Source organism: Nonlabens sp., assembly GCF_965657255.1.
Taxonomy (GTDB): Bacteria; Bacteroidota; Bacteroidia; order Flavobacteriales; family Flavobacteriaceae; genus Nonlabens.
In genome coordinates this window covers 70817-90543 of the sequence record NZ_CBFHNM010000002.1, presented here as the reverse complement: position 1 = coordinate 90543, position 19727 = coordinate 70817, and the positions used below count along the sequence as shown (strand labels likewise).

Here is a 19727-nt window from a genome sequence, read left to right as displayed (position 1 = left end):
ATCCAGCTCTCAAGGCTGGATTTTTTGTTTTGCTTACTTTAAAATATCATTGATGATTTTTATATGATGATGTGTGTGAATCCCCATAAATTTTATCGTGTCTTTAAGATTTAACCATCCAAATAAAGGATGTTTGAAGGTTTTGTTTTTATCTAGTTTATTAAGATCAGTGATTTTTGATCTGACTTTTTTTAATTGTTCTAACAATTCTTCTTGGGAAAGTTCATTTTGAGGAACGGTCTGCTTTGGTGCTCTACCTTTTCCTCTAGGAATATATCCAGTGCTCATAATTATCAATTTAGTAAAGGAAAATGTTGGTTGATAATCTGTTGGATTAGAGTTTTCAACTACTTCTGCAACACCATCTAATACTTGTAAACTATGATCGATTTGCCAGTAGGTTCCCTTTTCTGAAACCTTACTTTTATGCTGATTACCTTTTAGAATAAAAGAGTGTAATTGATCTATTTGATTGAGTAGTTTTTGCATCATTATCATTTTTCAGTAGATTTTTAAAATCATTATTTCTCTTTCTTGAAAATTAATGACTTCACCTTCTTTTTTGTTTTTTAAAGCTTGACCTATCGGTGAGGAAAGAGAGATGGCAAAGAAGTCCTTTTCTTGGACGGTTAATTTGCCCATTCCAGCACCTACATAAAAATAACCAGATGGTAGGACTACTAGCGCTCCTGGTTCAATATGATTACATGCTTTATCTGGATCAATACGCAATAGTTGATCAAGTATTTTTGAAGTTTCTGCACGTTGTCTCTTGTATAATTCTTCTTCGTTTTGAATCATTGCGCGACCAGTTTCATATTTATCACCAGCGCTGCTCTTAGTTTCGTTGTGTTTTGCATGCATTAAAGAATCCAGATTTTTCTCAATAGTGGATAATCGATTGCCTACGATTTCAAGACAATGTGTATTGATGGCTTTTTTAAGTTTTGAATAATTGATGTGAGTCGTTTTTAAAGTCAATAAAAAAGTAAAGATAGGAGATTGAAATGTACTTTAAGCGCATAAAAAAAAGCCTTATCATGTGATAAGGCTTTTTAATAAGTAATTGAAATGATTAAGCTGGTCTTAATACAAAATCAATGGCATGCACTACACCATTAGCAGCGGTTACATTAGTAACAATCACATTGATTTCTGTTCCAGAACCATCTGTGATCACTACACCATTTGTAGTATCAATTGTAAAAGTTCCCATAGTTATAGGATCTACAATCTGTCCATTCATAATGTCTTCTGCTCTTACAGCTGCTCCATTAACAACGTGATATAGTAATATATCAGATAAGTTACTTAAGGCTAGAATATCTCCTATAGAATCGATTCCGTCGTTAGGATCTGCATCTACAAGCGCTTGAAATGCATCATTTGTTGGTGCAAACACTGTATAAGTAGCTGTTGGATCACTTAAAGTTTCAGCAAGGTTTTCTTGAACAACTGCAGTTACTAAATTTGAAAAGATTGGATTGTAAATAGCAAGGTCTGCAACAGATGGTAAAGTTAACACTTCATCAATCACATGTACAACACCGTTGTCTACCTCAATATCAACCATAGTAAGATCAATTTTTGCGTCATTAATGAATACCTCAGTATCAACATCGATATAAGCATCATAGGCGTCACCATCTGCGTTAGCAGAGGCTGTTTTAACATAACCATCTGCTAGACCACTACTTCTTACTTCACTACCTAATACGTGATAAAGTAAGGTAGCTCTTAATACGTCTACAGGTACCGCATCTAAAGAGGCAAAATTGTTATCAGTTAAAAATTCTGAAAAAGCAGTATTGGTAGGTGCAAATACAGTGAATGCTCCTGGAGCATCTAATACAGAAACTAAATCTGCTCTTTCAATAGCGGCAGCTAGACTTGAAAAATTAGGATTGTTTCTTGTTAGGTCATAAGCAGAACTTGTCAGTCCTAAATCACCGGCATCGTCATCATCATCACAAGATATGACAGCCAGACTTAATAAAGCCAAAAATAAATAAGCGGGAAATTTCATTAGATTCTTCATCATTTTGATTTTTTAGTTCCATCAAATTAACGAACGTATCATTAATATTTTGTTTAACTATTTGTTAAATAGATAAAACAAAATACTAAAATAGGAAATAATTAACCTTTATGTTGCAAGCTGTTTAAATTTTAGGTCTTTTAGTAGCTATTTAATAAACAAAAGAAGCACCTCTTATGAGATGCTTCTTAATTCTTATATATTTTATCCTTAATTACATCGGTCTCGCCACAATGTCGATAGTATGTATAATACCATTTAATGCGGTAACATCTGTAGAAGTGATACTTACTGTTGTTCCTGATCCATCGGTAAATTGAACACCAGTAGTCGTATCAATAGTATAAGGAGAACCCAACAAAGGTGTAATACTAAAACCATTGTTTATATCTCCAGAGCGTATGCGGTCATTTCCTACTAAGTGATATAATAGTATATCATTAAGGTTGGGTAGTGCCAGTATATCAGCAACATCATTTAATCCATCCATAGCATCTGTATTTACTAAAGCTGTAAAAGCATCATTATTTGGTGCGAAAACAGTAAACGGATTTTGCAAGGGATCAAGATTTGATAAATTATTATTTAAGCCTGTATTCATAAGAGCATTTTCCAAATTATCAAATTCTGGATTTGCAGCGATTAAAGTAGCGATAGAAGGTAATTCTAATACAGTATCAATAATATGTACAATACCATTGTCTGCTTCAATGTTTTCATCAATTATTGTAGAACCACCATTCAATACGACAGGACTGGAAGCTTCAATAAATAAATCAAGAGACTCTAATTCATCATCTTTACCCAGAGTTTTTAAATATCCATTAGAAAGTGATGTAGTAACTACTTCAGTATTCAAGGCATGATAGAGTAACATAGCTCTTAATTCTACTAAAGGAACATCATCTATATCAATGTAACCATTAGTTGACAAGTAGTTGTTAAAAGCAGTATTGTTAGGTGCAAAAAAAGTGTAATTTCTTCCCGTATTAAATGTGTCGTTAAGACCAGTTCTTATAAATGCAGCATTAAGCAAACTCAATTCTGTATTATTTTCTGTTTGATTGAGAATAGAGTTGATTCCTGGAATTATATTATCGTTATCATCTGCATCTTCACAAGAGATAAATAGAACGCTTATCATTGCAAAAATCACAATCCATCTTTTATTTAAAATTGTCATTATTTCTTCTTCTTTTTGGCTTGCAAAATAACGAAAACAAACTATTAAAATTGTTTCAATACTGTTCAAATACTAAGATGTGAAAGTTTGATAGTTATTTTACTTTCAATGATAAGAAAAATCTAATACAATCAAATTAATAAACGGTTTTGCTTATCGTATTTTTGCAGCATGGCAAAAGTAGTAGTAGGACTTTCTGGTGGCGTGGATTCTAGCGTTGCTGCATATTTATTAAAAGAACAAGGTCATGAGGTGATAGGTCTGTTTATGAAAAACTGGCATGATGACACCGTTACCATAAGCGATGAATGTCCATGGTTAGAAGATTCTAACGATGCCATGCTCGTTGCAGATAAATTGGGGATTCCTTTTCAGACCGTAGATTTAAGTAATCAATACAAAGAACGTATTGTAGACTATATGTTTGACGAGTACGCTCGAGGACGCACACCTAATCCAGATGTACTTTGTAATCGCGAGATCAAGTTTGATGTTTTTATGGATATTGCTCTTGAATTAGGAGCAGACTTTGTAGCAACAGGTCATTATTGCCAGAAAACGACAACTATAAAAAATGGAAAAGAAATTCACCACTTAATAGGTGGCGCAGATGCCAATAAAGACCAAAGCTATTTCTTGTGTCAGGTATCGCAAGGACAGCTTGCAAAAACACTTTTCCCTATCGGTCACCTTCAAAAACCTGAGGTAAGGGAAATTGCCGCAGCACAGGATTTAATTACCGCAGGAAAAAAAGATTCACAAGGTTTATGTTTTATAGGTAAAGTGAGATTGCCAGATTTTTTACAACAACAATTACAACCTAAGGCTGGCGATATCGTAGAGATTGCTGCAGAAACCAGTCGTGAGAAAATGCTAGAACTAGTTCCAGCAGGAGAATTGGGCATAGAAAATGAATTGGTTACGCTTTCGCGAAAGCGGAAATACCATCCGACAGAAGGAAAAGTAGTCGGGCAACATCAGGGCGCACATTATTTTACGCGTGGCCAGCGCAAAGGTCTTGCTGTAGGAGGAACACCAGAGCCGCTTTTTGTAATAGAAACCGATGTAAATACCAATACCATTTATGTAGGTCAAGGAAAAAATCATCCGGGACTTTACCGACGTGGACTTTTTGTTAGTGCTGCAGAAATGCACTGGATTAGAGAAGATCTAGAAATAGGAATAGGTACAACACTAGATGTCATGGCGCGCATACGTTACAGGCAGACACTTGAAAAAGCGAAGCTATATCGAGTAGAAAATGGACTGTACGTCATTTTTGAGAAAGAGCAAAGCGCGATCTCACCAGGTCAATTTGTTGCCTGGTATCAAGATAATGATTGCTTGGGAAGTGGAGTGATAAGTTAGTAGAATTTGAATCTGAACTCGAATTTGAACCTGAATTTGAATTCGAATTACAAATTTAATTAGAACTCAAAATCCGATTTTAAGACAGACAAAAGCGTTTCCCTTTTCAAAAGGGAAAACAGAGCTTGTGCTGATGAATATCGATATGGCGACCATTTCGGTACAGCCGACAGAGCAACTAAAAGGGTTTTGCGGTTGCCTTATTAAGAACTACTTCCGTTCAAATTACGTAACTTTAAGCCTATGAAAAAATTAACGTTTATTCTATTTGTCTTTACAACAATATCTGCTTACACTCAAGATTTTCATGCCCTAGTTTTCTTTAACGATAAACCTAATACCGCTGCTTCACTATCTAACTTGCAAACGATATTGACACAGCGCGCTATAGATCGCAAGACAAGGCACAATATTCCTATTGATGATCGTGATATGCCCATGAATCAAGCTTATGTGTCCCAAATAAAAATACAACCAGGCATTACTTATAAGGCACAATCTAAGTGGTTCAATTGTGTGCATGTGGTAGGCGCAGTGGTAGATATCAACGCATTATTAAATTTAAGCTTTGTATCAAACATTAGTTATACAGATTCTAGTACTGTTGCCTCCAGGAGCAATGAATCAAGCGACAACAAGTATGCAGATCTTGTTACTACACCACTTACTTATGGAACCGCTGCAAATCAAATACAGATGATAGGCCTTGATGATTTGCACAACACAGGAAATACAGGCGACGGAATGTTAATTGCTGTGACTGATTCTGGTTTTCCTAATGTATATATAAATACAGGTTTCACACAGTTGCGAAATAATAATGGTATTGCTGGTGGCTGGGATTTTGTAGATCGCGACGCTACTATTTATGAAGATCATTTTCATGGATCACGAGTATTGAGCGTTATGGCAGGTAACGATCCTGGTAATTTTGAAGGTACGGCACCAGACGCTCGTTATTATTTATTCCGTACAGAAGAAGCTGCACAAGAAACTCCGGCCGAAATGTCTTATTGGGTGCAAGCTGCAGAGCGTGCAGATTCTCTAGGCGTAGATGTCATCAATGTTTCTTTAGGTTATTTGGGATTTGATAATCCAGCAGAAAGTCTCAGTTATCAAGATATGAATGGTACAACCGCTTTTATTTCACAAGGAACTAATGTAGCCTTTGAAAAAGGAATGATAGTAGTCACAAGCGCTGGAAACTCTGGAAACAGCACTTCACATCCGTATAATGCTGCTCCAGCAGATGCTCTTGGTGCTTTTTCCATAGGTTCAGTAACTGCTACCGAGGTAAAGTCTAGCTTTTCCAGTATCGGTCCTACTTTTGACGGTAGAATACGTCCAGATATTGCCGCTCGTGGTAGTGGAACAGCGACCATTGATGAGGCAGGTAACATCGTAGGAAGCAGCGGTACCAGTTTTAGTGCGCCCATGATAAGTGGCGCAATAGCCTGTTTAATGCAAGCTTTTCCTAATTTAACACCACAAGAAATATTAGATGCGGTGCGTGACAGTGGTAGTCAGTCTATACGACCAGATAATTTGTTAGGGTATGGAATTCCTGATTTTGGCGCGGCACAACAAATCTTAAGTTCGAGTAATTATACAGCAGCTGATTTTAGTTATTATGTAAAGGATAAAATTTTGTTTTTTGATTCCGCTCAAGGCGAAAACTTGAATTCTTTCCAACTCTATAATTTACAAGGGCAATTGATTATTGAAAAAGCAGCAACACAAGATAGCTTTGTAGATCTTAACCAAGTCTCCAACGGATTATACTTTTTTAAAGTTGATCAAATGGATAAGAGTTATAAAGTACTTGTACGATAGTTTTCAAATTTATCCATAGATGTGGATTTAAGTTCATATATGAATAACATTTTTCACTTTTAAATTAGATTTAAAAAATACTTATGTAAAAATTTAGCATATCAAATTTGATCTAAAAATGAAATCTAAACTTATCTCGATTTAGTCATTTCCCTTCAGCCGAAGGGAAAACAGGTTACTCAGCTATGCTGAGAACCAAAAGGGTTTGACGCGATGCCTTTACCTATCTATTCTTACTTAAATTTGCACAAAGTATAAAAGCTAAGAAATGTCTCAAAACAAAATCACTCAACTTTTTAATATTAAGTATCCCATCATTCAAGGTGGAATGATATGGGCAAGTGGATATAAATTAGTTACTGCGGTAAGTAATGCAGGTGGCTTAGGATTGATAGGAGCTGGATCTATGTATCCAGAAGTATTGAGAGAACATATTCAAAAAACTAAAGCTGGGACAAACAAGCCTTATGGTGTAAATGTTCCCTTATTATATACAGATCTAGAAGAAATTTTAGAAATCATAATAGAAGAAAAAGTACCTATCGTTTTTACTAGTGCAGGAAATCCAAAAACGTATACAAAAAGATTAAAAGACGCAGGAATAACAGTAGTTCATGTAGTGAGTTCTGTAAAGTTTGCATTAAAATGTCAAGAAGCTGGAGTTGATGCGGTAGTTGCAGAAGGTTTTGAAGCTGGCGGACACAACGGTAGAGAAGAGTCCACAACACTTACTTTGATTCCGCAGGTGGCAAAAGCAATAGATATTCCATTAATCGCTGCTGGAGGCATTGCAACCGGTCGCGCGATGTTAGCAGCAATGACGTTAGGAGCAGATGCTGTACAAGTAGGAAGTCGTTTTGTAGCTAGTAATGAAGCTAGTAGTCACATCAATTTTAAAAATGCCGTAGTAGAAGCTGGAGAAGGTGCTACACATTTGACCCTAAAAGAATTAGCGCCGGTACGTATGATGCGCAACAAGTTTTGGAATGAAGTTCAAGAACTTTACAAAACAGCACCAACGCCAGAAGAATTAAAAAACCTTTTAGGAAGAGCGCGTGCTAAAAAAGGAATGTTTGAAGGAGACTTAAACGATGGAGAATTAGAAATAGGGCAGGTTTCAGGATTGATAAACGATATTCTTCCAGCTGCCCAAATAGTTGAGGATATGGTAGATGAATTTGAGCAAGCCAGAAAAGAATTATCTAATATTTCATTAAATGGCTAGAGTTCAAACTCCGTTAGAAGAAACCTGGAATGTAATCACCCATGGTTTAGGTTTCTTATTATTTATTGCCATCACGATGGCGTTGTTTACAAATGCAGATTTATCATTAGACTACATGGTCATAGGACTTGTTGTTTATTGCCTTTCACAGTTGTTTCTCTATTTTTCTTCAACTGCTTATCATAAAGCAAAAGAAGGTGCTTTAAAATTTAAGTTACGCAAGCTTGATCACATTTCTATTTACGGTTCTATTGCAGGGACATATACGCCTATTTGTTTAATCACCTTAGAACAAAGTAGTGGATGGTATATACTCGCGGCAGTTTGGGGAATCGCCTTGTTCGGCACGGTCTGGAAACTCTTTTTCACAGGTAGATTTGAAGCTTTTTCAAGTATTCTTTATTTAGTGATGGGATGGTTGGTCGTATTTGATTTAGAAACATTGAGCAACGCATTTACCAGTCTACAAATGAATTTACTCATTGCTGGTGGTCTATTTTTTACATTAGGGATTGTATTCTACGTTTGGAATAAATTATACTTTAATCATGTTATATGGCATTTATTTGTCTTAGGTGGTAGTTTAAGCCACGCCGCTATGGTTTGGTTTGTGGTGGTTGCATAAGTTGTTTCACAAAAGTGATGACTAATATTTAATTTATAAGATGTTAATCAGACTCAATGTAAATCAAATGTCTACTAACAATTCTTAAGTCCTTGCTAGTTGTGCCTATTTTACATCCACAGTTATGGATTTAGATCAACCTACATCTGTAGATTATAGTTCTCAAGATTCTTTTGTTATTTATATGTGTGTAGAAGGCTCTTTTGAAATCAAGATCAACGGTAGTATAGAAAAAGTAAGTAAAGGAGAAACGGTTCTTATACCGGCAAATGCCACGCAAGTTTTCCTATAAACTCAAGCTGCTAAGGTAATTGAGGTTTATGAGGGGTAAAAACACTAATGACCTACAACAAAAACCCTAAAACACCACCCAAAACCATCACCACAATTTTAGCTAGATTAAACTTATGATTCTCACTAGCTTCTAGAATCAAAGTCGTAGATACATGAAGTACAATCCCTGCGACTATCGCTTTAATAGGTAACATCACCTCTTGAAGAAATTCAATGTTTCCAGCAGCAAGACTTCCTAACGGAGACATCGCAGCAAAAAACAATATGATCAAGACCGTTTTATAAGTTTTAAACTTGCTATTCAGTAAAAATGATGTCAAAATAAAAGCAATAGGGATTTTGTGGACAGCTATACCATATAGCATTCCCATTCCATGAATATGATCATGTCCATGACTATCCTGCAGTGGCATTCCTTCCAGAAAAGCATGCAAACACAAACTACCGAATAATAAAACTGGAAAGGTCGCCACATCTTTATTCACATGTAAATGGCCATGCTCTGCACCTTTAGAAAAAAACTCTAAAATGATTTGTAAAAATACACCGCCCATAAGATAGGCAGCATAAGTACTTTCTCCAGTTCCGTAGATTTCTGGCAAAAACTCACTTGCAACGGCACTTAATAAAAATGCACCAGAAAAAGCTAGTAACAATTTCATACGAAAAGCAGACTGAGGTTTTAAAAGCAATACCGCCGCAAAACCTATGAGAACAGCTATAAAAGGTAAAAGTAAATTCATTTTACAGGTGCAGAGTTCAGAGTTAGGAGTTCAGAGTAAATAATATTTGATTCAAGCATTGCTAGTTTAAAGAGTAAAGTCATCCCAGAAAATTTAGCTCCAGGCGTTATAATTTATTTCAAAAACCAATTCCAAATTTATCAGGGATCGGCTGGTTCTTACGCAAATTTAGTCATTTAATGTTTCCCCTTATTGCATCTGACGAGTGTCACGAGAGGATTGCAAAATGTCCGCTAGGACAATGGGTCTTGCGCATGAGTAAAAAACCTCATACCACATACCAAATACCTAAAACCTATTCTTCCTCTTCACGAGCTCTAACTTTATGTAATTTCTTTGTCCCTTTATACATTTCGTATTTTACCAATTTAGCTTCTATCTTACCGTTGTACAATTGAATTTTGCGCGATGGACGCAAACCGACAAATTTTAAAGCCTCTAGATTACCAGTAATCATCCATGCCGTAGAACCAGCATAACGTTGTTTCAACGTATCACCTATAGACTTATAAAATTCTTCCACATCTACAGAAATACGCTCATCATATGGTGGATTGAACATTAAGAAAGCACTTGCACTTTGATGATCTCTAAAGAAATCTCCTTTTTCTACTGATATAAAATCAGAAAGATTAGCATTCTTCACGTTTTCTATCGCTTTCTCTACCGTATAACCGTCTGCATCACGGGCGATAATTTTACCGTCAAATTCGCGCATTTTCTTCAAACAACTCGCCTGAATGTTTTCAAAAAGCTCGTTGTTATAATCAGGCCATTTTTCAAAGCCAAATTCTGGTCTGTTGATGTTAGGAGCAATATTAGCACCTATCATTGCTGCCTCTATAGCTATCGTTCCACTACCACACATAGGATCAATAAAGGTAGATCGTTGATCCCAATTACTTAATAAAATAAGTCCAGCAGCAAGCACTTCATTTATAGGTGCTACATTTGTTTTATCTCTATAACCACGCTTGTATAAAGGTTCACCACTTGTATCTAGCGATACATCCACATTTTGATCATTTATATGCACAGATATACGCAAATCAGGATGTTTTGTATCTACATCGGGACGTTGTCCAGTATTGCGACGTATTTGATCTACAATCGCATCCTTTGTTTTTAACGCAACATATTGACTGTGATTAAAATATTGAGACGCAATCGTTCCATGAACAGCGAGTGTATCATGATGCGTTAAATGCTGGGTCCAGTCGTATTGAAAAATCCCATCATAAAGATCTGTCTCATTACGTGCTCTAAAACTATAAATAGGTTTTAAAATTCTAATAGCAGTACGCAGCATCATATTTGCCTTATACATAAAACCTTGGTCACCAGTAAATTCTACCATGCGCACACCACGTTTTATGTTCATAGCGCCTAATTGTTTCAGCTCTTGTTCAAGGACTTCTTCTAGGCCAAAAAGCGTTTTGGCAATCATCTTAAAATTTTGGGACATCATCATGAGATTTGATCGGCAAAATTACGGTATTTTTGCGGTCTATGAGCAATCAAAATACATCAGATCAGTGGTACGCAAGTTGGTTTGACACACCTTACTATCACATCCTATATCGCGATCGTGATTATACAGAGGCTGGACAGTTTATGCAGCGATTGACACAACGTCTAGAATTAGATAAAGAGGCTCATATCATGGATTTAGCTTGCGGTCGTGGACGCCACAGTATGTATTTAAACCAGCTGGGATATCGTGTGACTGGTGTTGACTTGTCAGATAGTAGTATCGCTTTCGCGAAAGCGGAATTAAGAAAATCTACTAATCGAGTAACAAATAATCAAGAACATACTGGATTAAATCCTATCGATGCTTCTCGCATCGAGTTCCATGTGCACAACATGACCGTTCCTTATCATCAAACTTTTGATGCGGTTTTCAATTTATTTACCAGTTTTGGGTATTTTGATGATGCAGCAGATAATTTAAAGACGGTAAAAGCGATAAAGGCCAATTTAAAACCTGGCGGATATGGAGTTATAGATTTTATGAATTATCATTATGTGATTAAAAATCTGGTGGCCCAAAATTCAAAAACCGAAGAAGGAATTACATTTCACAACACAAGACGTTTTGAAGATGGTTTCATTTTTAAAGACATCAAATTTAGGGACAACGATCACGATTACCATTTTACAGAACGAGTAAGCGCCCTTACTCTAGAAGATTTTAAAAGCTATTTCAAAGCTGCTGAACTAGAATTATTAGATGTTTATGGTAATTATAAGTTAGGAGATTACGATCAGGAAACTTCGGATCGATTGATTATGATTTTTAGGAATTGAGTATTCACTGTCATCCTGAAAAATTATGGTTGTGATAATTTAGAATTAAAACAAGAAAATTAGTTCCAAAATTTATTCAGGATCTGCTATAATCTTTCTCGATTTTAATACAGCGTTTCATTTCCCGACCCTAAAGCGCAGAAATATTAGTTTATCACTTTATAAAAGTTAAGTAGAACAATTTCCAGCATCTTTCAACCTTTCCGACCAAAGCTCGCTATCGCCCACTTTGCGCACCTTTCCTTTTCTAAGGAAAGGAATTTTAAAGTTGGTTTACTCTTGAGAGAAACGTTCACAGGAAAAAGGATGTTTACGCTACTGGAAAATTGCCTGAGCAAATTATCAGGTATCCGAAAGGAGTCTTAAATATGTTTCCCCTTTAGGGAAATGTCCGCAGGACAATGGGGCTGTGATGTTAGAACTATCCCCAAAACAGGGTTAAATCAACCCAGCCATTTGTTGTTGTAATTCTAAAGCTTTTGTTCTTGCAGCGTCGGCAAAGTCAGTCCCGTTGGATGCGTAGATTATGCCGCGAGAAGAGTTGACTAATAAACCTATTTGATCGTTTTTACCATATTTCACCACTTCTTTAAGACTACCACCTTGAGCGCCTACTCCTGGAACAAGTAAGAATGAATTGGGAACTATCTCACGTATTTCTTTTAAGTATTCTGCTTTTGTGGCGCCTACTACGTACATCAAGCGCTCATTGTTTTTGTATTTTGAAGCAGTTTTCAGTACTTCTTGATACAAAGGTTTTCCATCTATAGTTTGGGTTTGAAAATCATAAGCACCTTGATTAGAAGTAAGTGCTAAAAGGATAGCAAATTTATCTTTAAACTCAAGAAACGGCTCTACAGAATCTTTGCCCATATAAGGAGCAATAGTGACGCTGTCAAAATTTAAGTCTTCATAAAACGCTTTTGCATAACGTGTCGATGTATTTCCTATATCGCCACGTTTAGCATCTGCAATTGTGAAATGGTTAGGATAATTCTCGTTGAGATATTGTATCGTTTTTTCAAGTGCTTGCCAGCCTTTTACACCATAAGCTTCAAAGAAAGCGGTATTAGGTTTATAAGCCACACAAAGATCATGAGTGGCGTCTATGATCGCTTTCGCGAAAGCGAAAATAGGATCTTCCTCTTGCAATAAATGAACTGGAATCTTTTCAAGATCAATATCTAGACCTACACATAGGAATGATTTTTTGTTTTTTATTTGAGTGGTGAGGTGTGATAATGTCATGGAAGGAAGTTTAAATCTGAAAAATAATTTTAATAAAAGTGTTTTTTAAGTCTAAGAAAAGGTTTTTCAAATACGTAGTAAGAAGTCATACTTATTAATATCGTGCAAGTTAATGCTATAATGGAAAAGCTATACCAGGCTATACCTAATTCAAGCTTATCTCCTAAACGTAATAATAAATTAATAATAATGATATGAAATAAATAAAGGCCATAAGTATAAATACCTAACTTACTTATCCAGTAGTTATCAGGTATTTTAAGTTCATTTCTATAACAAAGTGTGAACAGAATTAGGCATGTAAAACAAATACCGTATAATACAGGTGCGATATTATAGAGTAAGGAATATGATAAATTAGGGATCATAAAACTAAGCACTAAAATAATAGTAGCAATTCCATATTTTATAGAAATAGAAATAGAAGATATTTTATGGATGACCTCATTTTTTTCTATTAATAAATAGGCTGGTATAGCACCAAATGCAAAGTAGTCTAAGTTAGTTAACAGATCTAAAGTCGATAATCCTAAGTACAGGTAAACGATTCTAAAAACAGAAGCAGTGATAATGGATCCCAATATTAAATGTGGTACTTTTTTTATAGGAATGTAATACATGATAATACCCCAAAAAATATAAAAATGTTCTTCAATACAAAGGGTCCACATTAATCGTAATGGAGATACGTTAGGGAAACTATTGGTCAACATCATTTGATAATTCTCTAAAAAGAATAATGACATAAGCCAGTTAGGATTGTAACCTTGATTAGAAGAAGATAGGTTTAAAAATTGTAGAATATACGGTGTTAAATAGGCAAAAAGAATCATCCCATAAAACAGTGGCCATATTCTTAAAACTCTACGTACGAAAAATTTCTTAAGTAAAATTTTTCCTGTTTTTGATTTTTCTTCTAATAAGATGTATGTGATTAAGAAACCACTTAAAACGAAGAAAAAGATGACTCCTACACCACCACTTTTTGAAAAAAATGATGCAAAATGAGATTCTGGTACTGGAATATGATGTAAGAAAACAAGTAAAAATGAGAAAAACCGCAAGGCATCAAAGGTGTGAAAATGTCTTCTGGTTTTTCCCATAATAAGGCCTGTCTGCTAGCACGTGCGTTATAAAATAGATATTATCATTTAAAAATCTAATTTAGAAAACTGATAAGGGTTTAACTTAATGAACCGTTATATCCCATCATCATTCATTTGTAACTTCTCTGTATTATCTACTAGTTGAAGTTCGTCTATGATTTTTTGAATATCACCATTAATGATATTATCTAGGTCGTATAGGGTCAAATTAATTCTGTGATCGGTAACACGACCTTGTGAGTAATTATAGGTTCTAATTTTTGCACTACGGTCACCGGTACTTACCATGCTCTTACGCTTTTCAGAATCGGCTGCCATCTTCTTTGCCAGTTCCATATCGTATAAGCGAGAACGTAAAACCTTTAAAGCTTTTTCTAAGTTTTTATGAGAAGACTTTTGATCCTGACAACTTACGATCATTCCCGTAGGCTCGTGGTGTAATTTAATGGCAGAGTAAGTTGTGTTTACCGATTGTCCACCAGGACCAGTAGAAGTGGTGCGTTCAATACGTACTTCAGTCATGTCCAGTTCTACGTCAAATTCTTCTGCTTCTGGTAAAACCATAACGGTTGCAGCACTGGTATGCACACGACCTTGTGTTTCTGTTTGTGGTACACGCTGCACGCGATGTACTCCTGCTTCAAACTTTAAGGTTCCATAAACGTCTTCACCATTTACTTCCATGATGATTTCTTTATAACCACCACTAGTTCCATGACTGGTATCTACTACACTTGTGCTCCAGCCTTTTGATGAACAATATTTCTCATACATTCTAAAAAGGTCACCTGCAAAAATACTTGCTTCATCACCACCAGCACCAGCACGTATTTCCATCACGGCATTTTTAGCATCTTCTGGATCTTTAGGAACCAGCATCATGCGTATTTCTTCTTCCAGTGCAGGAATAGCTTCTTTTGCTTCTTCTAGTTGCATTTGAGCCATTTCTACCATATCTGCATCAGATCCATCAGCGATGATCTCTTTTGCTTCATCCAGATTTGCAGTCAATTCTATATAAATCTCACGCTTATCTATAAGCGCTTTTAGATCTTTATATTCTTTAGTAAGAGATACATATCGTTTTTGATCAGCTATAATATCTGGTTGTATGATTAGGTCATTTACCTCGTCAAAACGATTTTTTACTATATTTAATTTATCTATCATGGTCTTTGTGAACTGCTGCGAAAATACGGAATTTACAGTTATTTTTGAAGTATATTCTGGCTTATGAAAGTAAAATCAAAACTAGGTTTAGGCGGTGGCTGTCACTGGTGTACTGAGGCTGTTTTTCAAGAAGTGACTGGTGTAGAAAATGTGAAGCAAGGTTACATTAAAAGTGTTGCTCCTCAAGATCATAGAAGTGAGGCAATTATTATTGAATTTAGTGATTTAAAACTTTTAGAAAGAATTATTGATATTCATTTACAAACCCATGCGTCTACAAAACAGCACAGTCGTCGTAAAGAATACAGAAGTGCTATTTATTATTTTGATGAAGAAATGAAAAGTAGAGTAGAGGTAGTGATGAATACGCTTTCGCGAAAGCGGAATCAAAAATACATTACTCAACTATTACCATTTGTCTCTTTTGAGAAATCATGGGAGAACATCCAGAATTATTATAAAACCAGACCAAATGCGCCTTTTTGTAAACGTTATATTGAGCCGAAGTTAACCATAGTGAAACGAATGAGTTGATAAAAAAACTTAACGTAATCTGTCATCCTGAATTTATTACAGCATCTGCTCATTGGAGTCGAAAAAAAAAAATATACTAACTTGAGCTGATGGCTTTTAAATCGTTACATCTTTACTGGATTTATATCTTAACAAATAAGAAACACGGTGTTCTGTATATAGGAGTTACTGGCGGAATAGAGGATAGATTGAGAAGACATCGTTCAGGAGAAGGATCGGTTTTTACGAAAAAATACAATGCTTATAAATTAGTCCATTTTGAAGAATTTCAGTATATAAATGATGCAATTGCAAGGGAAAAGTAAATGAAAAACTGGCATCGAGAATGGAAAATCAATTTGATTGAAAAAGAAAATCCAGAATGGAAAGATTTATCTGAAAATTGGATTATCGATTGAAACCTTTATCAAGCATCGATTAGTTTGCGTGAGAAAATTGTTTTATCGTACCTATCTATGAGAAGCTGAACTAAATTCAGCTTGACAGTCAATTTGTTTTAAAACTCAAAAACCCCAAACTCACTGTTGATCGTCAACTTCTTAGTATCGGCTGCCTTAACACGACCTATGATTTTGGCATCTACATTAAAGGATTTTGAGATATCAATAATTTCTTGAGCGATAGATTCATTCACATAAAGTTCCATGCGATGTCCCATATTAAATACTTGATACATTTCTTTCCAGTCGGTACCAGATTCTTCTTGGATCATTTTAAAAAGCGGTGGTAATTCAAACATATTATCTTTTATAATATGCAAGTCTTTTACAAAGTGTAAGATTTTAGTTTGTGCGCCACCAGAGCAATGTACCATACCATGTAAATCTGCACGGTTTACATCACTTAAAATCTTTTTAATAATAGGCGCATACGTACGAGTAGGAGATAGTACTAGTTTACCAGCATCAAGAACGCTTCCTTCTACAGTATCAGTCAAATTTTTTGAACCAGAATACACCAGATCTTCAGGTACCGCAGCATCATAACTAGCTGGATACTTTTCTTTCAAACTCTTATTGAATACGTCGTGTCTAGCGCTGGTAAGACCGTTAGAACCCATACCACCATTGTACTCTGTTTCATAGGTAGCTTGTCCTGAGCTGGAAAGACCAACAATCACGTCGCCTGATTGTATGTTTGCATTGTCCACCACATCGCTGCGTTTCATACGAGCGGTCACTGTTGAGTCTACGATGATCGTGCGTACAAGATCACCAACATCTGCCGTTTCTCCACCGGTAGAGATGATTTCTACGCCATGAGATTTGAGATCTGCAATGAGTTCTTCGGTTCCATTGATAATGGCAGAAATCACCTCGCCTGGAATCAAGTTTTTGTTCCTTCCTATAGTGCTAGAAAGCAGAATATTATCTGTGGCACCTACACAAAGTAAGTCGTCTATATTCATGATTAATGCATCTTGAGCGATGCCTTTCCAAACCGAAATATCGCCTGTTTCTTTCCAATACATGTACGCAAGACTGGATTTAGTCCCAGCACCATCTGCATGCATGATTAAGCAATGATCTTCAGAACCTGTTAGAGAATCAGGTACAATTTTACAAAAGGCTTGTGGAAACAATCCTTTATCTACGTTTTTAATCGCGTTATGTACATCTTCTTTGCCAGCACTCACACCGCGCTGCGCATATCTTTTGGAAATATCTTGGCTCATGTGACAAATTTACTGAGTTAGTATGAAGTAGTTGGTATGGAGTTGATAGTATTTAAGAAAAAGTATGAAAAGGTTGTTAAGAAATATAACAGTCATGCTTTCGCGAAAGCAAGTTTATAAAAAAAGCCTTAGAAAATAAATTCTAAGGCTTTGTAATGGTAATAGTAAATTATCTAGTAAATAATAATTCACGATATTTAGTTAGCGGCCACATTTCATCGTCCACTAAAAGCTCTAATTTATCGCAGTGGTAGCGTATCTCGTCAAAGAATGGCTTCACTTCATCACAATAAAGAGCGGCTGTTTTTTCTGCATCTTTTGCATTGTTTGCTTTTTTACGGGCTTCCGTCATTTCGTTGATTCCTTTGTTGATGTTCTCGATGTGATTAGAGATTTCTTCAATAAGAATCATTTGTTCTTTGGCCATTTTCTTGAAATCTTTTCCATAGATTTCTTTTAACCCTACTACGTTTTCTATCAGTCTATTTTGATATTTCACAGCGGTTGGTATCACATGATTACGAGCAATATCACCTAAAATACGTCCTTCAATCTGAATGCGCAGCGCATATTCTTCTACTTCAATTTCATAACGCAGCTCTGTTTCCACCTTGCTCATGATGTTGAGTCCTTCAAAAAGATCGATGGTTTTTTTAGAAACTTTTGCTTTTAAAGCTTCAGGAGTAGTTTTGTTATTACTTAGTCCGCGTTTTTTAGCTTCTTTTTCCCAGGCTTCTCCATATCCATCTCCTTCAAAACGGATTTTCTTAGACTGCTTGATGTATTCACGTAAAACGTTGAAAATAGCCTCGTCTTTTTTAAGTTTTTTATCTTTTACTAGTGCGTCAACCTCTGCTTTGAATTCAATTAGTTGCTGTGCAACTATTGCATTAAGTACGGTCATTGGGTTGGCGCAATTTGCTGTAGATCCTACAGCACGCAATTCAAATTTATTACCAGTAAAAGCAAAAGGAGAAGTACGGTTACGGTCTGTATTATCAAGTATTACTTCTGGAATTTTACCTACAACATTTAATTTTAGGTCAGTTTTCTCTTCTGGAGAAAGTTTTCCATCAGTTACTTTTTCTAATTCATCGAGAACTCGAGTTAATTGAGAACCAATAAATACTGATATTATTGCAGGTGGCGCTTCATTTGCACCTAATCTATGGTCATTTGAAGCACTAGCAATAGTAGCTCTAATTAATTCTTCATGATCATGAACTGCTTTAATAGTGTTCACAAAGAAAGTTAAGAACTGAAGGTTCTTCATAGGTGTGCTGCCAGGAGAAAGTAGGTTGACTCCGGTATTAGTGGCAAGTGACCAGTTGTTGTGTTTTCCAGAACCATTTACTCCTGCAAATGGTTTTTCATGAAACAATACTTTAAAGTAATGTCTAGCTGCCACTTTTCTCATCACATCCATCAATAAGGAATTGTGATCTACTGCAAGATTTGCTTCTTCAAAAATAGGTGCTAATTCAAATTGATTAGGAGCTACCTCGTTATGACGAGTTTTTACAGGTATACCTAAAAGCATACATTCTGTTTCCATATCACGCATGTAATTCAATACACGAGTAGGAATGGCACCAAAATAATGGTCATCTAATTGCTGTCCTTTTGCAGAAGAATGACCTAATAAAGTACGACCAGCTAATTGTAGATCTGGACGTGAGTCTGCTAATGCGCTATCGATAAGGAAGTATTCTTGTTCCCAACCTAGAGTTGCAACTGTTTTAGTAACGTTTTTATCAAAGTATTTACAAACATCAGTAGCTGCGCTATCGATAGCTTGCAATGATCTTAAAAGAGGTGTCTTATAATCTAGGGCTTCACCTGTATAAGCTACAAATACAGTAGGGATACAAAGAGTGGTTCCCATTATAAATGCTGGAGATGTAGGATCCCATGCAGTATATCCACGTGCTTCAAAGGTATTTCTTATACCACCATTAGGAAAAGAAGAAGCATCTGGCTCTTGTTGTACTAATTGTCCGCCACCAAATTTTTCTATAACCGTACCATCCATTTCTAATTCAAAGAAAGCATCGTGCTTCTCTGCCGTAGCACCTGTTAATGGTTGAAACCAGTGCGTATAATGAGTTGCCCCATTTTGGATAGCCCATTCTTTCATTCCTGTAGAAACGTGATCTGCAACGCTGCGTTCTATTTTGCTACCGTTGATTATAGCATCTTGAACGCTTTTGTAAGCGTCTTTATTCAGATGCTGACGCATAGAATCTTTACCAAATACGTGATTTCCAAAAATCGTACTTCTCCTTGCTGGCTCTTCAACAGTAATTTCTTTACGATCAAGGGTTTCTTTTAAAGCTTGAAATCTCAATGTAGACATTTTTAATGGATTTATTAAT

Annotated in this window: 18 protein-coding genes and 1 pseudogene; 8 read left to right on the top strand and 11 right to left on the bottom strand. The window is 35.8% G+C overall.

The window, feature by feature from the left end:
- Positions 1–33: 33 nt before the first annotated feature.
- The 4 genes from ACTF54_RS02865 to ACTF54_RS02850 all read right to left on the bottom strand — a co-directional run bounded on the left by ACTF54_RS02865 (position 34) and on the right by ACTF54_RS02850 (position 3221).
- Entirely contained in the window at positions 34–489 is a 456-nt protein-coding gene (locus tag ACTF54_RS02865) for a DinB family protein (protein ID WP_347195752.1), read from the bottom strand.
- 12 nt (positions 490–501) lie between these two features.
- A complete protein-coding gene (locus ACTF54_RS02860) occupies positions 502–981 on the bottom strand; it encodes a transcription elongation factor (protein WP_438968703.1) in 480 nt (159 codons plus the stop codon).
- A gap of 94 nt (positions 982–1075) precedes the next feature.
- Positions 1076–2041, bottom strand: coding sequence for a fasciclin domain-containing protein (locus ACTF54_RS02855; RefSeq protein WP_347195750.1), 966 nt, complete (start codon positions 2039–2041; stop codon positions 1076–1078).
- Positions 2042–2252: 211 nt separating this feature from the next.
- On the bottom strand, positions 2253–3221 hold the full coding sequence (locus ACTF54_RS02850) for a fasciclin domain-containing protein (protein ID WP_438968702.1): 969 nt from the start codon (positions 3219–3221) through the stop codon (positions 2253–2255).
- A 171-nt stretch (positions 3222–3392) separates the two neighbouring features.
- Here ACTF54_RS02850 and mnmA point away from each other — a divergent pair, with 171 nt between their 5' ends.
- The 5 genes and pseudogenes from mnmA to ACTF54_RS02825 form a co-directional block, all read left to right on the top strand.
- Positions 3393–4589, top strand: coding sequence for a tRNA 2-thiouridine(34) synthase MnmA (gene mnmA / locus ACTF54_RS02845; RefSeq protein ID WP_438968701.1), 1197 nt, complete (start codon positions 3393–3395; stop codon positions 4587–4589).
- A gap of 243 nt (positions 4590–4832) precedes the next feature.
- Complete coding sequence (locus ACTF54_RS02840; protein WP_438968700.1) at positions 4833–6422, top strand: S8 family serine peptidase; 1590 nt, start codon at positions 4833–4835, stop codon at positions 6420–6422.
- Between the two features lie 268 nt (positions 6423–6690).
- Entirely contained in the window at positions 6691–7647 is a 957-nt protein-coding gene (locus tag ACTF54_RS02835; protein ID WP_347195746.1) for an NAD(P)H-dependent flavin oxidoreductase, read from the top strand.
- Complete coding sequence (gene trhA / locus ACTF54_RS02830) at positions 7640–8272, top strand: PAQR family membrane homeostasis protein TrhA (RefSeq protein WP_438968699.1); 633 nt, start codon at positions 7640–7642, stop codon at positions 8270–8272. Before ACTF54_RS02835 ends, trhA begins: the two co-directional genes overlap by 8 nt.
- Before the next feature lie 109 nt (positions 8273–8381).
- A pseudogene (locus tag ACTF54_RS02825) lies at positions 8382–8564 on the top strand (type I phosphomannose isomerase catalytic subunit); the annotation flags it as partial.
- A 52-nt stretch (positions 8565–8616) separates the two neighbouring features.
- On the opposite strand, the gene ACTF54_RS02820 reads toward ACTF54_RS02825, so the two are convergent.
- Entirely contained in the window at positions 8617–9309 is a 693-nt protein-coding gene (locus ACTF54_RS02820) for a ZIP family metal transporter (RefSeq protein WP_438968698.1), read from the bottom strand.
- A 295-nt stretch (positions 9310–9604) separates the two neighbouring features.
- On the bottom strand, positions 9605–10756 hold the full coding sequence (locus ACTF54_RS02815) for a THUMP domain-containing class I SAM-dependent RNA methyltransferase (RefSeq protein WP_347195743.1): 1152 nt from the start codon (positions 10754–10756) through the stop codon (positions 9605–9607).
- A gap of 62 nt (positions 10757–10818) precedes the next feature.
- On the opposite strand from ACTF54_RS02815, the gene ACTF54_RS02810 reads away from it, so the two are divergent.
- Positions 10819–11619 carry an SAM-dependent methyltransferase gene (locus ACTF54_RS02810; RefSeq protein WP_347195742.1) on the top strand — a complete coding sequence of 267 codons (801 nt, stop codon included), beginning with the start codon at positions 10819–10821 and terminating at the stop codon, positions 11617–11619.
- 438 nt (positions 11620–12057) lie between these two features.
- On the opposite strand, the gene pyrF is transcribed toward ACTF54_RS02810, so the two are convergent.
- The 3 genes from pyrF to prfA form a co-directional block, all read right to left on the bottom strand.
- Positions 12058–12867, bottom strand: a complete 810-nt coding sequence (gene pyrF, locus ACTF54_RS02805) for an orotidine-5'-phosphate decarboxylase (protein WP_347195741.1) — start codon at positions 12865–12867, stop codon at positions 12058–12060.
- A 29-nt stretch (positions 12868–12896) separates the two neighbouring features.
- Positions 12897–13970: an acyltransferase family protein gene (locus ACTF54_RS02800; RefSeq protein WP_438968697.1), complete on the bottom strand. Its 1074-nt coding sequence runs from the start codon at positions 13968–13970 to the stop codon at positions 12897–12899.
- Positions 13971–14066: 96 nt separating this feature from the next.
- The gene (gene prfA / locus ACTF54_RS02795) at positions 14067–15143 is read right to left on the bottom strand and encodes a peptide chain release factor 1 (protein WP_438968696.1); all 1077 of its coding nucleotides are present in this window, start codon (positions 15141–15143) and stop codon (positions 14067–14069) included.
- A 63-nt stretch (positions 15144–15206) separates the two neighbouring features.
- Between prfA and ACTF54_RS02790 the strand changes: the two genes are divergently transcribed.
- The gene (locus ACTF54_RS02790; RefSeq protein WP_438968695.1) at positions 15207–15677 is read left to right on the top strand and encodes a peptide-methionine (S)-S-oxide reductase; all 471 of its coding nucleotides are present in this window, start codon (positions 15207–15209) and stop codon (positions 15675–15677) included.
- An 89-nt stretch (positions 15678–15766) separates the two neighbouring features.
- A complete protein-coding gene (locus ACTF54_RS02785; protein WP_438968694.1) occupies positions 15767–15982 on the top strand; it encodes a GIY-YIG nuclease family protein in 216 nt (71 codons plus the stop codon).
- A gap of 191 nt (positions 15983–16173) precedes the next feature.
- Here ACTF54_RS02785 and ACTF54_RS02780 read toward each other — a convergent pair whose 3' ends face one another.
- Together ACTF54_RS02780 and ACTF54_RS02775 are read right to left on the bottom strand one after the other, a co-directional pair.
- Positions 16174–17352 (bottom strand): AIR synthase related protein, encoded by a 1179-nt coding sequence (locus ACTF54_RS02780; protein WP_438968693.1) that lies wholly within the window; start codon positions 17350–17352, stop codon positions 16174–16176.
- A gap of 169 nt (positions 17353–17521) precedes the next feature.
- Entirely contained in the window at positions 17522–19708 is a 2187-nt protein-coding gene (locus tag ACTF54_RS02775; protein ID WP_347202115.1) for a glutamine synthetase III family protein, read from the bottom strand.
- Positions 19709–19727: the final 19 nt, after the last annotated feature.